This is a genomic window from Vicinamibacterales bacterium (genome assembly GCA_035699745.1).
Lineage (GTDB): Bacteria > Acidobacteriota > Vicinamibacteria > Vicinamibacterales > 2-12-FULL-66-21 > JAICSD01.
Window position 1 is genome coordinate 1 of sequence record DASSPH010000062.1, and the last position, 17,838, is coordinate 17,838.

General features: G+C 68.5%; 16 protein-coding genes. 4 read left to right on the forward strand and 12 right to left on the reverse strand.

The window, feature by feature from the left end; all coding sequences use genetic code 11:
* The 12 genes from VFK57_13690 to VFK57_13745 all read right to left on the reverse strand — a co-directional run.
* Nucleotides 1-1,091 (reverse strand): DUF4214 domain-containing protein (locus VFK57_13690; protein HET7696760.1); only part of this gene is annotated, 1,091 nt, incomplete at its 3' end.
* Entirely contained in the window at nt 1,088-1,495 is a 408-nt protein-coding gene (locus VFK57_13695; protein HET7696761.1) for a type II secretion system protein, read from the reverse strand. The genes VFK57_13690 and VFK57_13695, both read right to left, overlap by 4 nt.
* Nucleotides 1,470-1,967: a type II secretion system protein gene (locus VFK57_13700; GenBank protein ID HET7696762.1), complete on the reverse strand. Its 498-nt coding sequence runs from the start codon at nt 1,965-1,967 to the stop codon at nt 1,470-1,472. Before VFK57_13700 ends, VFK57_13695 begins: the two co-directional genes overlap by 26 nt.
* A gap of 6 nt (nt 1,968-1,973) precedes the next feature.
* A complete protein-coding gene (locus tag VFK57_13705) occupies nt 1,974-4,511 on the reverse strand; it encodes a cohesin domain-containing protein (protein ID HET7696763.1) in 2,538 nt (845 codons plus the stop codon).
* Between the two features lie 26 nt (nt 4,512-4,537).
* Nucleotides 4,538-5,134: a hypothetical protein gene (locus VFK57_13710; GenBank protein ID HET7696764.1), complete on the reverse strand. Its 597-nt coding sequence runs from the start codon at nt 5,132-5,134 to the stop codon at nt 4,538-4,540.
* On the reverse strand, nt 5,121-5,699 hold the full coding sequence (pilO, locus tag VFK57_13715; GenBank protein ID HET7696765.1) for a type 4a pilus biogenesis protein PilO: 579 nt from the start codon (nt 5,697-5,699) through the stop codon (nt 5,121-5,123). The genes VFK57_13710 and pilO overlap by 14 nt, the downstream gene beginning before the upstream one ends.
* A complete protein-coding gene (locus VFK57_13720) occupies nt 5,696-6,253 on the reverse strand; it encodes a hypothetical protein (GenBank protein HET7696766.1) in 558 nt (185 codons plus the stop codon). Before VFK57_13720 ends, pilO begins: the two co-directional genes overlap by 4 nt.
* A complete protein-coding gene (gene pilM / locus VFK57_13725; GenBank protein HET7696767.1) occupies nt 6,253-7,191 on the reverse strand; it encodes a pilus assembly protein PilM in 939 nt (312 codons plus the stop codon). The genes VFK57_13720 and pilM overlap by 1 nt, the downstream gene beginning before the upstream one ends.
* Nucleotides 7,188-8,852, reverse strand: a complete 1,665-nt coding sequence (locus tag VFK57_13730; GenBank protein HET7696768.1) for a GspE/PulE family protein — start codon at nt 8,850-8,852, stop codon at nt 7,188-7,190. Before VFK57_13730 ends, pilM begins: the two co-directional genes overlap by 4 nt.
* A gap of 16 nt (nt 8,853-8,868) precedes the next feature.
* Nucleotides 8,869-10,092 (reverse strand): type II secretion system F family protein, encoded by a 1,224-nt coding sequence (locus VFK57_13735; protein ID HET7696769.1) that lies wholly within the window; start codon nt 10,090-10,092, stop codon nt 8,869-8,871.
* 101 nt (nt 10,093-10,193) lie between these two features.
* Nucleotides 10,194-10,874, reverse strand: coding sequence for a lytic transglycosylase domain-containing protein (locus VFK57_13740; protein ID HET7696770.1), 681 nt, complete (start codon nt 10,872-10,874; stop codon nt 10,194-10,196).
* A 59-nt stretch (nt 10,875-10,933) separates the two neighbouring features.
* Complete coding sequence (locus VFK57_13745; GenBank protein HET7696771.1) at nt 10,934-11,809, reverse strand: hypothetical protein; 876 nt, start codon at nt 11,807-11,809, stop codon at nt 10,934-10,936.
* 55 nt (nt 11,810-11,864) lie between these two features.
* Between VFK57_13745 and VFK57_13750 the strand changes: the two genes are divergently transcribed.
* The 4 genes from VFK57_13750 to VFK57_13765 all read left to right on the forward strand — a co-directional run bounded on the left by VFK57_13750 (nt 11,865) and on the right by VFK57_13765 (nt 17,681).
* Nucleotides 11,865-12,161: a BMC domain-containing protein gene (locus tag VFK57_13750; protein HET7696772.1), complete on the forward strand. Its 297-nt coding sequence runs from the start codon at nt 11,865-11,867 to the stop codon at nt 12,159-12,161.
* A 6-nt stretch (nt 12,162-12,167) separates the two neighbouring features.
* Nucleotides 12,168-13,973 carry an aldehyde dehydrogenase family protein gene (locus tag VFK57_13755; GenBank protein HET7696773.1) on the forward strand — a complete coding sequence of 602 codons (1,806 nt, stop codon included), beginning with the start codon at nt 12,168-12,170 and terminating at the stop codon, nt 13,971-13,973.
* 257 nt (nt 13,974-14,230) lie between these two features.
* Nucleotides 14,231-15,961 (forward strand): LysM peptidoglycan-binding domain-containing protein, encoded by a 1,731-nt coding sequence (locus VFK57_13760; GenBank protein HET7696774.1) that lies wholly within the window; start codon nt 14,231-14,233, stop codon nt 15,959-15,961.
* A 217-nt stretch (nt 15,962-16,178) separates the two neighbouring features.
* Nucleotides 16,179-17,681 (forward strand): YifB family Mg chelatase-like AAA ATPase, encoded by a 1,503-nt coding sequence (locus tag VFK57_13765; protein HET7696775.1) that lies wholly within the window; start codon nt 16,179-16,181, stop codon nt 17,679-17,681.
* The last annotated feature ends 157 nt before the right edge of the window (nt 17,682-17,838 follow it).

Genomic DNA, 17,838 nt, shown 5'->3' on the forward strand with positions numbered 1-17,838 from the left:
ACGGACGGCTGCGCGATTCGCGCAAGGACATCGGCCCGGCGACGGGCCGATTCCTTTTTTCCGAACACGAAATACGCCCGCCGCGCCGGCGAGCGCTTCTCCATGTAGCCGTCGTACTTGCGATGGAATGCGCGCTCGATCTCGGCCTCGCGCACGAACCCCGCGCGTTCGAACCGCCGCGTCCACCACGCCGCGTCTGCCCAGGTGAGATGCCCGTGAATGGGGTATCCGGCATCGTCGACGTGGATGCTGCGCAGCGGGCGCCCCGCGGCCGCGTCCTCCGCCCAGCCGTCCACATAGAACGGAAACACCGTGCCGAATACCGGATCCGCGCCAAACGCCGGAATGTTGCAGAACAGGAACGCGTCGTCCGATGTGACCTCGGCGATGCGATCGATGTAGGCGTCGAGCTTGTTGGGATTGAGGTGCTCGAAGATGTCGAGCCCGAACAGCAGGTCGTAGCGCGTCCGCAGACCCAGCGCCAGGAGATCGCCGTGATGGATGCGCGATCGCACGCGCTCGCCGGCCCTGGCGATGGCCATGGCGCTGATCTCGACCCCTTCGGCGGCGATCCCGAGGTCGTCGAGGCACTGCAGGACCGCGCCCGCGGCGCATCCCAGCTCGATCGCGGCGGACGGCGCGAACGCCGCAATCATCTCGGCGATCAGCCGCTTGTCGAAATCGACGTCGAGGATCCAGACGCCCGGCGCCTCGTAGTAGCCGTTGTCGACGATCGCGCGCTCGAGCCAGTCGACGTCGGACGGCTGCGCGATCTCGAACACGAGCATCGAGCTGCCGTTGACGCGATCGGTGGTGCGGCGGTAGCGGTCGGGACGCTGGACGACGAGATTGGGCAGCGTCGACGCGGCGTGGGGAGCGAGCGTGCGGCGGAACTCCTCCGACCGCATGATGTCGAGCATGACCGCGGTGCGGCTGACGCCCTGGCGCAGCACGCCGCGATAGAACTGGAGGCCTCCCTGGTCGGCGTCGCGGCCGAGGATGTCGCGGAAGGCGGCGTCGACGAACGCGCTGTCGCTTTGCAGGATCGGGCCGAGACGCGCCTTCAGGTAGCGCAGGAGTCCGGCGATCAATCCCAGTCCGAGTAGTTCGATCCGTCCAGCGCGGTGCCCTGCGCGCCGCTCTTGACGTCGTAGACGCCCGGCTCGGCGCTCGGGTTGTTCGGATCCGGCTCCGCCGGCACCGTCGTCCAGGTGTCCGCGGACTTGGTGAACGGATCCTCCGGAATGCGCCGGAGGTAGCCGTCGCTCACGAGCGAATCGAGCGCGCTCGGATACTTGCCCTTGTCGGCGTAGTACTGGTCGATCGCGTCGCGCATGCGGAACAGGTTGGTCTTGAGCGTCGCTTCGCGCGCGGAGGTCACGGAATTGCGGTACTGCACCAGCCCCATGGCGGCGAGGATCGAGATCAGCGAGATGACGATCAGCAGTTCGACGAGCGTGAAGCCGGAACTACCAATCCTTGTATTTCGTGCCATCGAGTGCCTTCCCGTCCGATTTGGTGTAGACGTCGAATACGTTGCTGCCGCCCCACGAGGTCGAGTCGGGCCGGTCGGTGTACGAGCGCATCCCCCACTCGGTCGACTTGGTCATCGGGTCGATCGGGATCCGCCGGAGGAACTTCAGCTTCACACCGGTGGCGTCGTTGTTCTTGGTGACCCCTTCGACCAAAGTTTCCAGGCTTTCGGGATAGTTCTCGCTGCCGGGGCGGATCTCGCTCGGCGCGATCACGCCGGCGTCGGCCGCGTCCTTGAACCTGTCGATCGCCGTCCGCATCTCGCGCAGCGCGCGGCGCAGCTCGGCCTCGCGCTGGCGCTGCACCGTCACACGCGCCAGCGGCATGACCGCGGCCGCGAGAATCAGCAGGATGGTGCAGACGACGAGCAGCTCGACGAAGGTGAACCCCTCGCTGCGCCGCAACGCCGATCGGACCAGGTCCCGCTTCAGCATCCCTGCCTACCGCACCACCACCGTCACCGGTGAGAAGGTCAGCGGAATGGCGGAGCCGTCGGGCGCGCTGGCGATCCCGGTGACCGAGATTGCCGAGGTGCCCGGCGACAGCGCGTCGAACAGCAGCGCGCCCAGCAGGCCGGCGCCCGACGCGCCGGTCTGATCGCCGGTGCGCGCAATGGCGATGTCGACCCGGCCGTTCGCGGCGTCGATGCGCGGGGTGAAGGCGGCGGTGAGCCCGCCCTGCCGCATGAACGTGCCGTCCCGCACCGTGCGCACGCGCAGGATGGCGGGGTTGTACGAGATCGTCACGGTGATCGCGGAGAGCCGCGACGCGTTGTTGATCGAGATCGGCACCGTGTACGGACCGCCGGCCACGCGGAACTCTCCCGGCGGGGTCACGATCAGCTGCGTGGCGGTCGCCAGCGGCGTCCCGGCGCCCGTGCCCGCGGCGGCAGGTGCCGAAGGATCGCGCGGCGCCGGCGTCGCCGGGGCGCCGGCCGGCGGCGTGACTGGCGCGATCGGCGCAGCCGGCTGCGTACCCGTGCCGGTGCCCGCCGGCGCGGCGGGCTGCCCCGGCGCACCCGGCGCGGGCTGCGTCAGGGGCGGCGGCGGCGTACCGGCCGGCGGCGGCGGAATGAAGCCCGGCACCGGCGACGTGCCCGGCGGCGCTGTCGGCGCTCCCGTCCCGGGCACGCCGGGAGGGCTGGCCACGGGCGGTCCGGGCACCCCGGTCTGCGGCGCGGCCGGCAGCGCCGTCGCCCCTCCGGCCGGCGGCTGCCCCGGCGTTCCGGCGGCGGCCTCGGGCTGCGGCGCGATCAACTGCGGCGGCCCGGAGAGTCCGACGTTGGACTGCGTGCCGATGTAGATCGACCCGACGTCCTCTGGCCGCAGATCGTGGCCGCGCACGATGTGCGGCGTGATCAGCATGACGATGTCGGTGTCGGCCGACGACTCTTCGTTCCCGGAAAAGAGCTGCCGGAAGCCCGGCAGCCGCATCAGCCCGGGCAGCCCCTGACGGTTGTTGTTGGTGTTCTGCTGCACCAGGCCGGCGAGCAGGTTCGCCTCCCCCTCGCGCAGGCGCAGGTGGGTGGAGACCTTGCGCGACGTGAACGACGGCGCCGACTGTCCGCCGACGTCGACATTCGCGCCGAGCGAGCTGTTCTCGATCGCCAGCTCGATCAGGATTTCTCCCTCATAGGTCACGCGCGGCGTCATGTCGAGGTTCACACCGATCGGCCGGTAGTTGTAGGACGACTGCGGGATGGTGGCGAACCCGCCGGCGGCCGCGGCGCCGAACACGGTGGAGAGCACCGGAATCTCGGAGCCGAGGTTCAGCGTCATCTTCTGCCCCTCCGCCCCGCGCAGCTGCGGCTTCGCCAGCGTCTTGCTGTGCTGATCGGTCTCGAGGAAATTGACCACGGCGGTCGGCACGCCGAGATAGAAGTCGGAGGTGCTGATGCCCTGCGAGATCGTGTTCAGGTTGAACGGCGGCGGCGCGCTGATCGCGGTCGTGTTCGGCGGCGCCAGTTCGGGCGAGAACAGCAGGTTCAGCGCGTAGGCGCTCAGGTTGATGCCGTAGCGCTTCAGCCGGTTGCGGTTCACCTCGAGGATCTCGACGTCGAGCACCACTTCCGCGCGCGGACGATCGTTGGCGCGAATCAGCCGCTCGAACACGTCCATCACCGGCGCGGTGGCGCGCACGGTGATCGTGTTCGCCGTCTTGTTCGGCATCACCATCGGCTGCACCGCCATCTGCGGAATGCGCATGATGCTGTTCACCAGCTGCGACAGTTCCGTGGCCTCGGCGTGCGAGATGTAGAACACCTTGAGCACCAGCTCGTCGTACTGCTGGTGCTTGGCCGGCTGATCGGGGATGACGATGATCGTCCGCGGGTTGACGACCTTGTAGTAGTACTGGTTCGCCGACAGCACCTGCTGCAGCGCTTCCTCGACGGTGACCCCCTCGAGATTGACGCTGTACGGCTTGTCGACGTAGCCGGCGTCGAAGGTGATGTTGATCCCCGACGAGACGCCGATGAAGTTGATGATGTCCTTGAGGCTGGACTGCGCGCCGAAGTTGAGGCGCAGCGGCTCGCGCGACGCCGGATTCAACAGCGGCGGCGCGCCGAGGCGGGACGCCTGCGATCGCAGCTGCTCGATCTGCGGCTTCGGCCGCGACGCTTCGATGCGCTCGCGGATGGTCCGCTCCAGCTCCGCCACCTTCGAGCGCGTCATCCGGTCGTTCCCGACCAGGTCGAGCGCGCGGCGGTACTCGGCGAGCGCCCCCTCGAGCTGATCCTGCTTCTCCAGCTCGCGTCCCTTCTCGATGTGCTGGCGCGCGGCTTCCTCCTGCGCACGGCGCAGGTTGATCTTGTACTCCGCATTGTCGGGATTGGCCTGCACCGCCGTGGTGAAGTGGGCGACGGCCGCATCCCAGTCGGCGACGCGGACGGCTTCCTGCCCGCGCCTGAAAGCGCGCGAAGCCGCGCAGCCGCTCGCGAAGATGGCGACGATCAGAAGCAGGGCGAGTTTGCGTCTCATAAATTGAGTGTCCGTCTTCCGTCTTGTCACTGTCCCCGCATCGGGATGACCTGCCGGCCCTTGCCGTCCGCGTACTCCATCACCACCGACTCGATCTGGATCCGCACCACGCGGTACTGGCCGAGCACCAGCTCACCTTCGGCCGCGTACATCGGCAGCCCGCGCCCGTCCGAGAAGATCGCCACCTTCCTGTTCCCCTGCTCCATCGTCCCGATGAACTTCAGCGGGATCGGCGGAATCGGCGGAGGCGGCGGCGGCCCGGGCGGCGGCGGCGCGATGTAATCCTTGTCGCCGGGCCTGGGCACCCGCGGCGCCGGCGGCGGAGGCGGCGGTGGCTTCACGTAGAAGCGGAACGGGTTGCGCCCGTCCGCGCCCGGTTCCGGCGGCGGCTGCTTCAAATCCTCCAGCCGCACGTCCAGCGGCGACGCCGCCGTGCCGCCCGCCGAGGCTGCCGTGTTGGCGGCCGAGGCCTCCGCGCGCTGCTGCTCCCTCGGTGGGTTAGACGGTGCCGGCTGTGGTACGGCCGCCGGCCACATCGTATACGCCAGCACGCCCGCCAGGGCGATCGCCGCGAAGAGCAGCACGCCGGTCCGCGGCCGCTGAATCGAGCTAGCTGCCGACATATCCCGACCGGTAATACGTGGCGATGTCGAGACGCATCGCCAGCGTGCGCCCGCCGGACGGCTCGCCCGGCGACGTCAGGGCGATGTTCTCGAGCACGATGAACTCGGGAATGGTCTCGAGCGAGTAGATGAACCGCCGGACGTTGCGGTAGTCGCCGGTCAGCGTGTAGCTCGTCGTCGATTTCGCGAGGGTGCTGCCCTTCTCGTGCTCCACCGCGTTGGCCCCCTGCTCGAGCCGCACGTTCGCCTGTTCGGCGAGCTGCGACAGGCGGGTGTAGGTCAACGTCCGCGCCGCGCTCTGGCTCACCGGCAGCACGTCCTTGTAGAACTTCTGCAGCGCCGCATCCGCCTGCTGCTTGCCGGCGACGGTCGCCTTCGCCGCGCGATGATCCTGGCGGGCGCGGTTCAGCAGGTCGTGCTGCGTGTTGGCTTCGGCCTCGGCGCCGGCGACCTGCCGCCCGAGCGGAAACACCACGACCGCATACAGCAGGACGTTCGCCACGATCGCGATCAGCAGCGGCACGACGAGCCGGCGCTTGTCGGACAGCACGCGCGACAGGGTCATCGTCCCGCTCCGGTGTAGACCGCGGTCATCTGCAGCCGGTGGATGCCGTCCTCCGTCACCGTCAGGCCGCTCCACTCGATGTCGTGGAACGCGCCGGTCTTCTCCAGCCGCTCCCAGAAGCTGTCGATCACGTCGCCGCCGCGCCCCTGGATCTCCATGTTGATGTGCGTGACGCCGTCCTCGAAATCCGGATGCACCGACGTCAGCATGACGTCTTCCGGCAGCGTCGCCTCGAGATGATTGAACAGCTTCGTCCAGGAGAAGGTCCGCTGCTCGATCAGCTGGTTGGCTTCCCTGGCCGCCGCCGCGACCACCACCAGCTCCTTCTGATCCATCCCGCGGCGGATTTCCGCCGCCTCGCCCGACAGCCGCCGGGCTTCGTCGCGGTCCCGCGCGATCGCGGCGTTCAGCTCGGTCTTGTACGCCGACAGACGCACGACCCGCGTGACCTGCCAGATCGTCACCGCCAGCACGACGATGGCGACCAGCGCCGCCAGGGCGTGCACGCCGCGCTCGTTGTAGAACGGGCGGGTCGAGAGATTCGTGCGCAGCACTACGCGACGCGCTCCCGCAGCACGACGCCCGCCGCCGGCGCCAGCGCGTCCACCGGAGCGACCTTCACGCCGAGGCGCTCCTCCAGGCTGCGCCGCAGGCGCTCGCCGCCGTCGGCGCCGCGCGCCGCCGCACCCGACAGCACCACGCGCGCGAATCGCGCCCCCTCGAGCCGGTCTTCGTAATACATCTTCGTCTGGTGCACCACGTCCGCCAGATCCGCCTCCCCTTCGAGCTGCCCCCCTTCGAGAGCCTCAGGGCGCCCCGAGCCGGTCGAGGGGCGCGTACGGAAGAAGATCAGGTCCTTGTTTCTGACGATGGCGAGCGTCGCATAGTCCGGCGCCACGTGCACCACGAGCCAGTCGCCGGAGGCATCGGCGACGGAGGCGATCGCGGCATTGACCAGATTCAGCGACGCGAGATCGACGACCCCCGCCTCCGCGCCGGCGTCGGCGCACACCCGCATGTAGCTCTCGACGATGTCACGGCGCGCCAGCGTGACCAGATACTCGCGGCCGCCGCCCGGCAGGGCTGCGGCGGGCGCCCACGAGAGCTGCGCCTCTTCCGGCTTGAACGGCGCCGCCTTCCGCATCTGCCAGCGGATCAACTGGTCGAGATCGTTCTGCGACGGCACCTTCTCGAAGCGGAGCAGCGACACCTTCGCCGCCGTGTCGGGGATCACCAGCGCGATGCGCCGGGCGCGGGCGCCCAGCTTGTCGAACGCGGCCCGCAGCGCCGCGGCGACGGCGCGCGGGTCGTGGATGTTGACGGCGTTGAGCGCCGGGGTGACCACGCCCGGCGGCAGCCGTTCGCTGCCGTGCGCGCCGACGCCCCAGCTGTCGCCCTGCCGTACCAGCGACACCGCGGTGACGCGATCGGACGCAATCTCGACCCCCACCGACGGAGGCGGGCTCGTGAAGAAGCCGGGCAGCGGACTCATTCGACGAATGTCACCTTGTTGATCTCGCGCAGCGTGGTGATGCCGGCCAGGACCCGCTCCACCGCCGACTCGCGCAGCGAGCGCATCCCCTCGTCCCGCGCCGCCTTCTTGATCTCCGAATTGGGCCGCCGGGCGAGGATGATCTCCCGGATGTTATCGGTCAGATCGAGCAGCTCGCATATGGCGGTCCGCCCCTTGAACCCGGTGCCGCCGCACTCGATGCAGCCGGCCCCCTCGAAGAACAGCCCGCTGTCGGCCAGGGTCGGATCGAGCTGGGACTCCATCAGGTACTCCCGGGTCACCTTCGCCGGCCGCTTGCAGTGGGCGCAGATGTTGCGCACCAGCCGCTGCGCGAGGACGCAGTTCAGCGCCGACACGAACTGATACGGCTCGACGCCCATGTTCAGGAACCGCCCCAGCACGTCGACGACGTTGTTGGCGTGGACGGTGGTGAACACCAGATGCCCGGTCAGCGCCGAGTTGATCGCGATCTGCGCCGTCTCGTTGTCGCGGATCTCGCCGACCATGATCTTGTCGGGATCGTGGCGCAGAATCGATCGCAGGCCGCGGGCGAACGTCAGCCCCTTCTTCTCGTTGATCGGGATCTGGGTGATGCCCTTCAACTGGTACTCGACCGGATCCTCGATGGTGATGATCTTGTCTTCGATGGTCTTGATCTCCGACAGCGCGGCGTAGAGCGTCGTCGTCTTGCCGCTGCCGGTCGGGCCGGTGACCAGCACCATGCCGTAGGGTTCGGCGATGTACTTGCGGAAGCGCTTCAGCTCCATGTCGGGGAAGCCGAGGATGTCGAGCCGCAGCTCGTGGAACTGCTCGCTGATCGATTCCTTGTCGAGGATGCGGATGACCGCGTCCTCGCCGTGCGCGCTCGGCATCACCGAGACGCGGAAGTCGATCGTCTTCCCCGGCACCCGCAGCTTGAAGCGGCCGTCCTGCGGGATGCGCTTCTCGGCGATGTCGAGCTCCGCCATGACCTTGACGCGCGAGATGATCGTGCTGTGGAAGCGCTTGTCGATCGGCCGCATCGCCGACTGCAGCACGCCGTCGATGCGGTACTTCACGTAGACGGCATCGTCCTGCGTCTCGATGTGGATGTCGCTGGCCCGCCGCTGGATCGCGGTGAAGATGGTGGTGTCGACGAGGCGGATGACCGGGCTGGCGTCGGCGGTCATCTTCTCGACCGTGAGCTGGTCCTCCCCCTGATCGTCTTCGTGGAGGATCTGCAGCTGGAAGCTCTCGGTGGCGTCCTCGAGCACCCGCGTCGAGCTCTCGCTCTTCTTCAGAATCGCCTGGATCGCCGACGGCGGCGCGACCATCGCGCGGATCGGCGTGCCGAGCAGCATGCCGAGCTCGTCGAGCATCGGCAGGTCGGTCGGATCGCTGATGACGATCACCAGCGTGGTGCCGTCCCGGCCGAACGGCACGAACCCGTAGCGCAGCATCAGCTCCGCCGGGATGCTGCGGAACAGGTCGTGGTCGATGTTGAAGTGCGCCAGATCGAGGAACGGCAGCCGGTAGCGTTCGGCGAGGCGGCGCGCCTGCGCCATCTCCGCGGCGCGCTCGGCGGCGCTCTGCTCGTTGACGCTGGCCTCGGCGTAGAGTTCCGCGTGCTCGGCGGTGGCGATGTCGACCTTTTCGTCCATGGTCCTGCTGGTGGTCCTAGCTGCTGCTCAGCGCCGACGACAGGTTGAACAGGGGCAGATACAGGGACAGCAGCAGCCCCGCAATCACCACGCCCATGATCACCAGCAGCGCCGGCTCGATGATGGTGACGAACCGTCCGAGATTGGTCTCGATCTCCTCGTCGTAGAAGTCGGCGAGGCTGTTCAGCATCTCCTGCAGCGCGCCGGTGGACTCGCCGACCTCCACCATCTTGATCGCGACGTCGGGAAACGCGCCGCTGTCCTGCAGCGTCATCGCCAGCGACCGCCCTTCACGCACGTGCTGCGCCGCCGACATGAGCTCGCCGGCCATGTGCTGATTCGAGAGCGAACGCGAGGTGACTTCGAGCGCGTTCACCAGCGGGATGCCGCCGCCCAGCAGCGTCGCCAGCGTGCGCGCTCCCTGGGACGTGGAGAACTTCTGCGCGATCGAGCCGATCATCGGCACCCGCAGCAGCACCCGATCCAGCCGCCGCCGCTGCCCGGGCTGCTGCACCCACCACCACGCCACGACCGCGAGGCCGGCGCCGCCCAGCAGCAGCAGACCGAAATACGAGGTCACGAAGCCCGAGAGCGCGACGATGAAGCGGGTCGACGCGGGCAGCTCCTTGCCGAACTGATTGTAGAAGTGGCCGAACTCCGGGACGACCTTCACCACGATCACGGTGACCACGACGAGCGAGAGCGCGACCAGGATGGCCGGATAGACCAGCGCCGAAATCGTCTTGCGCCGGACGCCCGAGACGACCTTCACGTAGCTGACGTAGCGGCGCAGCACCTGCTCGAGGTTGCCCGACTTCTCGCCCGCCAGCAGCGATGCCGTGTAGACGCCGGGAAACAGCGACTGGTGCGCCTCGAACGCCTCGGACAGCGCGCTGCCCGATCGCACGCGCTCGTAGACGTCGTCCAGCACCACCTTGAACGCCGGATGCGCGACCCGCTGCCGCAGGATGTCGAGCGACTGCACCAGCGGCATGCCCGCCTTCAGCAGCGTGGCGAGCTCCTGATTGAAGACGAGGAACTCGCGGCTCGACACCCTCCGGCGGACCGGCAGCGCCGGCACCTGCACGCCGCCAAACGCGCGCCGCCCCGCCTGGTGAATCCCGAGGACGTAGAGCCCCTTCTCCTCGAACTCACGGCGGAGGCGCGCCTCGCTGTCGGCGACGTACACGCCCTCCATGACCTCGCCGGACGGGGTCCCGAGCCGTACTTTGTACTCCATCCTTAGTCGACGTTAATTCTACGACAACTAATTGGATTAGACGGAGTTATCCGCCGCTTGGCTGGGCGGTTGCGTGCCGCGGCGTGCAGATTTATCGGGTTTTACCGAAGTCCGGCCATCGACAGGATGCGGGAGACGTAGTTCTGCGTCTCGCGGTAGGGCGGAATGCCTTTGAAGCGCTCGACCGCCCCTTCGCCGGCGTTGTACGCCGCCAGCGCGAGATCGAACACCTTGTACTTGTCGATGAGGCTCTTCAGCTTGCGGACGCCGGCGTCGACGTTGGCCTTCGGGTCGTAGGCGTTGCGGACGTTGTATTCGCGGACCGTCGCCGGCATCAGCTGCATCAGGCCCATCGCGCCCCTGTTCGAGCGGGCACGCGGGCGGTAGTTCGATTCGACCTGAATCAACGCCTGCACCAGGACGGGATCGACGCCATGCGCCTGCGCCGCCGACGCAATCAGCTCGGCGTAGACGCTGTCCCGAAGCTGGGCGCCGCGCGACGCGGACGGCAGCGGCGCCTCGCTGACGGCCGCCTGGGCGGGTTCCGGCTCGGGATGCGGAACTTCGTCGGGCAGCACCTTGTCGACCAGGCTGCGATCGCAGGTGACCTGCCCGCCGCTCCGAAGCGTGAGGATGATGGAGTCCCCATCGATCTTGTGGCTCTTCACCGACACGGTGCGGCCGGAAGTCATGACGACGATCTCGGCGGAGGCCAGCGACACCCCGGCGAGGGTGAGCACACACGTAGCCGCCGCCAGCCGGACAGTTCTGACCACGTTCATTGGGACGGACGATCCTACCACTTGGTTGGGCGGAGTGTCCAGAATCGCTACAGTCGAGCTTATGGCTTGGGTTCGATATACACGTGGAAGATGCGGATCCCGAGTTCCCGGGGATCCGTACCTCCCGGCTTGAATGTCTTATCGACCTCGAAGACGAGGTCCACCATGTCGGCGGTCCCCAGCTGCTCCGGGGTGAGGTCGAAGGTCTTGAGCGCCGGCGCCTTCGAATCGGCCGCGAACTGCGCGATCACCTGATCGCGGATTCTGAGCACCACCTGCTGCGGCGCCGGGAAGAGGTCGGGGCGCGCGTCGTACTGAATATAGAGGGTGACCGGCTTCTTCGGGTTGCGGAAGCGCGTGGTCGCCGTCTTCTCGGTCCAGTTCCACTCGTTCTGCGGGTTCTTCGGGTCCACCTCCGCCGGGTGCCACCCCGACTCGGTGATCGTGAAGATGTTCTCGGAGGACGCCAGGATCTGGAAGCGCTGGACCACGTACTCGCGGCGCGAGGCTTCGGGGGCGTTCAGGACCAGCCGCGTGTTCGTCTCCCGGTCGTACATCCCGAGGCGCACCACCGCCTCGCCGATGTAGGGATAGTTGGGCACGAAGATCGTGCGCTTGTACTCGATCGTCTGCCCGGGCTGCCACTGGGTCGTGGGGGTCGGCGGCAGGTGATCGTCGGTCCACATCTGCTCGCCGTCGGGATCGAGCACGTGGACGAAGATCCAGTAGTCCTTGGCGAACCTGGCGTTCGGAGCGACGACGAACTTGTACGTGAGCGTGACGGCGCTGCCGATCGGGACGCGATCCTTGTTGAGCGTGAGCGATGGCGTGGCGACCGCGGGTTCGTTGTCCTGCTGGCCGCGGCAGCCCGCCGCGCCGGCCACGGCGCCGGCGATGAGCAGCGCGGAAATCGTCCGGAGAACTGGTGTGTACATGCGAAACGTCCGCGACTGTACCGCAGTTGTGGCAGGTACAGCAATATGTTAGCGTTTGCGCGTGGATGCATTGGGGATGGTGGAGACGCGCGGCCTGATTGGATCGATCGAGGCGGCCGACGCGATGGTCAAGGCCGCGAACGTGGTCCTCATCGGGAAGGAATACATCGGCGCCGGCTACGTCACCGTCCTGGTGCGCGGCGACGTGGGCGCGGTGAAAGCGTCGACCGACGCCGGCGCCGCCGCCGCGCGGCGCGTCGGCGAGCTCATTTCGGTGCACGTCATTCCGCGCCCGCACAGCGAAGTCGAGAAGGTCCTCCCGAAAGCCCCCAAAGACGCCAAGGGATCGTAACGCTCCATGGCCCAGACGGACCGCGCCGGCGCTGCCGGCGCGCGAGACAACGACCTCGCCTCCATCGCCGAGGCGCGGTCGCTCGCCAGACGCGCCAAGGCGGCGGCGCCGGCGCTCGCCGAGTTCTCGCAGGAGCAGATCGATGCGCTGGTGGACGCGATGGCGGCCGCCGTCACGGCACAGGCCGAACCGCTCGCCCGCCTGGCTCACGAAGAAACCGGCTACGGCGTCATCGCCGACAAGGTCCAGAAGAACCTCTTCGCCTCGCAGAAAGTCTACGAGTTCATCCGCCCGATGAAGACGGTCGGCGTGGTCCGCCGCCTCGACGACCGCAAGGTCATCGAGATCGCCGAACCCTTCGGCGTCGTCTGCGCCATCGTGCCGACGACGAATCCGACCTCCACGGCGATCTACAAGATCCTCATCGCCATCAAGGCGCGCTGCCCGATCGTCATCAGCCCGCATCCCTCGGCGGTGCGCTGCATCACCCGCACGGCCGAGATCATGAACGACGCCGCCCGCCGCGCCGGCGCGCCCGACGGTGCGATCAACTGGATGACGGCGGTGACGCTCGAGGGCACGCAGGAGCTGATGAAGGCGAAGGAGACCGCGGTGATCCTCGCCACCGGAGGCATGGGACTGGTTCGCGCCGCCTACAGCGCCGGCAAGCCCGCGTACGGCGTCGGACCCGGCAACGCGCCCGCCTTCATCGAGCGCTCCGCCGACATCGTCAAGGCGGTGCGCGACGTGGTCACCGGCAAGACCTTCGACAACGGCGTCCTCTGCTCCTCCGAGAACTCCGTCGTGGTCGACGCGCCGGTGGTGGAGGACGTCCGGCGCGAGTTCGTGAAGAACGGCGGGTATTTCATGTCGGCGGCCGAGGCGGACGCCGTCGCGAAGGTTCTGCTCGGACCCAACCGGCTGCCCAACCCGGCGCTGGTCGGGCGTCCCGCCACGGTGATTGCGACGCACGCCGGCATCAGCGTGCCGGCCGGGACCCGGGTGCTGATCGCGGAGTTGAAGGGCGTCGGCCGCGACTATCCTCTCTCGATCGAGAAGCTGTCGCCGGTCCTCTCTTTCTACGTGGTCGGCGACTGGCGGGAAGGCTGCGCGCGGTGCATCGAGATCCTCCGCTACGGCGGCATGGGACACACCATGTCGATTCACTCGCGCGACGACCGGATCATCCTCGAGTTCGGCCTGAAGAAACCCGCCGGGCGCATCGTCGTCAACACGCCGACCACGCATGGGTCGATCGGCCTGACGACGGGGATGGATCCGGCGATGACGCTGGGCTGCGGCGGCTGGGGCGGGAACATCACGTCGGACAACATCTCGCCGCGCCACCTGCTCAACATCAAGCGGCTGGCCTACGAGATCACGCCCGCCGTGGTCCGGGCGGTCGCACCGGCCGCTGCATCGGCCGCCGGCGCGGCGGCGGCGAAGGCAGGCCTGCCCCGCCCGCCGGCGCCGCCTCCGGCCCCGGGCGGGATCTCGGCGGACGTGCTGGCGAGACGGATCGACGAATTTCTTACGTCGCGGGGCTACCGGGCGGCGCAGAACGCCGCACCCTCGGGTGCCGCCGCACCGCCTGCTCCCGCACCGTCAGCGCCGCCGCTCCACGCAGCACAGACACCCCAACCGGCACCATCTGTACAGTCTGCCGCGGACTTCGTCTGCGAGGACGACGTACGTCAGGCGGTCAAGCTGAACCGCAAAATTGTAATCGGCGAGCGCTCAATCGTGACACCTGCGGCGCGCGACCTGGGTGAGCAGCACCGCATCTTCGTACAGGCCGGCTGGACGGGCTGAGCGGCGGCTGCCCCAGCCGTCCTCCCATACCATTCAGCCGGAGGCACTTACGTCGCTTACTGTTGAGCCCATTGGCTTTAGGGTTGACCTTGGCGATGCGGGCCTGCTATTCTTGCTGCCCCAGCTTTACCCTGGCGTCCCGTTCCCGCGGGGTGCTGAACGACGTTAGACCTCAACAGGGCAGGCCGCTTGCAGAACCGCCGAGGCGACGCGAGTGGTCCGGGTCCTGGACCTAATATCGAGGAGCGCCCAGCATGATGCGACGGACGTTAGCAGCGGGACTCGGTCTGGCGGTTGCGGCGTGCGGCGGCAACGCCAAGCCGTCGGTAACGCCGAGGACGCCGCCTGCACCCGCAGTCGCGGCCACCGCCCAGCAGACCCCGGCTCCGGCGCCGGCGCCGAAAGTCGTCGTCGATCCGGTCGCCGCCCTGATCAGCACGTCGCTCAAGCATTTCGAATCCGGCGAGCGCGAACTGGCCGCCGGACACCTGGAAAAGGCGCGGCAGGAGTTCGATCGGTCGGTCGAAGTGCTGCTGGAGTCTCCCTACGGCGCCCGCACCGATGCGCGGATGCGGCAGCATTTCGATCGGCTGATCGACCGGATCAACGCGCACGAAGTCACGGCGCTCGCGCAGGGGGACGGCTTCGTCGAGAAGAAGTACGAAGCGGCGCCGATCGACGAGATTCTGAAGAACGCCACCACCTTCCCCGCTCCGGCGGCCGATGCGGCGACGAAGGCGGCGGTGAAGGCGGATCTCGAGCACAACCCGCACGACATTCCCATCCCCGAGCATCCGAAGGTGCTGTCGTACGTCGAGGTCATGCAGGGACGGATGCGTGACTACATCCAGGAGAGCCTGGCGCGTGGCGCGAAATACATGCCGATGATCCAGAAGGTGTTCCGCGCCGAAGGGCTGCCGCTGGATCTCGCCTACATCCCGATCATCGAGAGCTCGTTCAAGACCAACGCGCTGTCGAAAGCGAGCGCCAAGGGGCCGTGGCAGTTCATGAAGCCGACGGCGCGCGAGCACGATCTCAAGATCGACTGGTTCATCGACGAGCGTTCGGATCCCGAGAAGGCAACCGTCGCGGCGGCGAAGTATCTGAAGACGCTGAGCAGGATGTTCGACGGCGACTGGAACCTGGTGCTCGCCGCCTACAACGGCGGACCTGGCCGCGTGTCGCGCGCCATCAAGCGCGCCGGCGCGTCCGATTTCTGGAAGCTGTCGGCCACCACCAGGTACCTGCCCCGGGAAACGCGCGAGTACGTGCCGCTCATCCTGGCGGCGATGATCATCGGCCGCAATCCGGCGCAGTACGGCTTCGAGGCGGTCACCGCCGACGCGCACGACTACGACAAGGTGACGCTGCCGAAGGCGATCGACCTCCGCCGCGTGGCGGAGTGGGCGGGAACGACCGTCGACGAGATCCAGGCGCTCAATCCCGAGCTGCGGCGCTGGACCACCCCGGTGAAGTATCCGCAGTACGAGATCAAGGTTCCCAAAGGCACGGGCGAGGCGCTGGCGGCGCGGCTGGCAGACGCCTCGCCGTCCGACTTCAGCGCCCTCAAGTGGTACACGGCCAGGAAGGGTGAAACGCTGCTGACGGTCGCGCGCCGCTTCGGCGTCTCCCGCACGGACGTGGCCGAAGCGAACAATCTCTCGGTGAAGTCACGTCTCCGTCCGGGGCAGGACCTGATCATCCCGCGCGCGCCGGCGACGGTTCTCGCCGCCCGGACCGAGCGCGGCGTCCCGTCGCAGGTGGCGTCGCGGGCGATCTCGCAGAGCGCGGTCTCGCCGAGCGTCGAGCGGCCAGAGCCCGCCGCCGCGCCCGTGTCGCAGATCACCTACCGCGTGAAGCGCGGGGACACCCTCTCGTCGATCGCGCGCCTGTTCGATACCACGGTCGCAAAGCTCAAGAGCTGGAACCGGCTGTCGAGCAATCACATCAGTACCGGGGCGCGGCTGAAGATCTTCCGCATGCCGTAGGCAGTGCGCAGGGCGCAGTGCGCGGTGCGCGGTGCGCAGTGCTTAGTGCGCGGTGCTTAGTGCGCAGTGCGCAGGGCGTACGCAGATCCGGCGATCGGGCGGTCGCGCGAATGTGGCAATTCCCGCGAGACTGGCGTCGGATCTGGCGGACTCCCCTTTGATTTCCTAGACAATTCGCGGGCGCGTCCTTGAGCGGGCGTTTGCATCGGGCTGGCGCATGCTCGCGCGCGTCAGGTCGGCGGCCGTGTTCGGCATCGATGCCACCCCGGTCACTATCGAGGTCGATATCGCCTTCGGCCTGCCCGGACTCACCATCGTCGGTCTGCCCGACGCCAGCGTCCGTGAGAGCCGCGATCGCATCCGCAGCGCCGTCCGGAATTCAGGCTTCGACTTCCCCGTCCGCCGGATCACCGTGAATCTCGCGCCGGCGGACGTGCGGAAAGCCGGTGCGTCGTTCGATCTGCCGATCGCGGTCGGCGTGCTCGCCGCGTCCGGGCTGATCGCGCGGCACGACATCGACGACGTGCTGATCCTGGGCGAGCTGTCGCTCGATGGAGGAATTCAGGCCGCGCGCGGCGTGCTGCCGATTGCCGCGGCGGCGCGGCGGAGGGGGTTCGGCGGCCTGCTGCTGCCGGTCGCCAACAGCAGCGAAGCGGCGGTCGTCGGGGGCCTCGATTTCTATCCCGTCGCCTCCCTCACCGAGGCGGTGGGGGCGCTGAACGATCCGCATCCCGTCCCCCTCGCGGCGGCGCCGTCCGCCGACCTGGCCGACGGCGCGCTCGGCGACTTCGCCGACGTGCGCGGACAGATCGCGGCCAGGCGCGCCCTGGAGATCGCCGCGGCCGGCGGCCACAACGTGCTGCTCGCCGGACCGCCGGGCTCGGGCAAGACGATGATGGCGAAACGGGCCGCCGGCATCCTGCCGTCCCTCACGGTCGACGACGCGCTGGAGGTGACGGCGATCCATTCGGTCGCGGGGCTGCTGCCGCCGGGAGCCGGCCTGCTGCGCGCGCGTCCCTTCCGCGCGCCGCATCACACCGTGTCCGATGTCGCGCTCGCCGGCGGCGGTTCGAACCCGCGTCCCGGCGAGATCAGCCTCGCGCACCACGGCGTGCTGTTCCTCGACGAGATGCCGGAGTTCAGCCGCCGCGCGCTCGAGGTGCTGCGGCAGCCGCTGGAGGACGGCGTGGTCCGCATCGCCCGCGCGCAGCGCACGGCGATCTTTCCGGCGCGGTTCGTCCTGATCGGCGCGATGAATCCCTGCCCGTGCGGGTTCCTCGGCGATCCGCGGCGCGCCTGCCGATGCACGCCGACGCAGATCGATCGGTATACGTCGCGCCTGTCCGGTCCGCTGCGCGACCGGATCGATCTCACGGTGGAGGTCTCGGCGCTGCGCGCCGCCGAACTCACGGGCGCGGAGGACGGCGAGTCCACGCCGGTCATTCGCGCCCGCGTCGAAGCCGCCCGAGCCCGTCAACTCGCGCGCGCCGGGCTCGCGGGCGCCGCCATCAACGCGCGCCTCGGGCCGCGCGGCCTGCGTCAGGTGTGCGCCCTCGATGCCGCCAGCGCGCGGCTGCTGCACGACGCGGCCGACAAGCTCGGCCTGACCGCTCGCGCGTTCGACCGCGTCCGCCGCGTGGCGCGCACGATCGCCGACCTGGCAGGCGCCGATCGCGTCGACTTCGATCACGTCGCCGAGGCGCTCCAATATCGCGGGTAGCGCGGCGCTGTGGCTGCCAGGCTTGACTGAGACGCGCCGACGGCCGCGCCGGACGAAGCTCACAAAGATCACGAAGGCACGAAGAACGCGACGCTCACAGACTCTTGGTGATCTTCGTGGTCTTCGTGTTTCGCCGGCGTGGGCCGTCTCAGCGTGC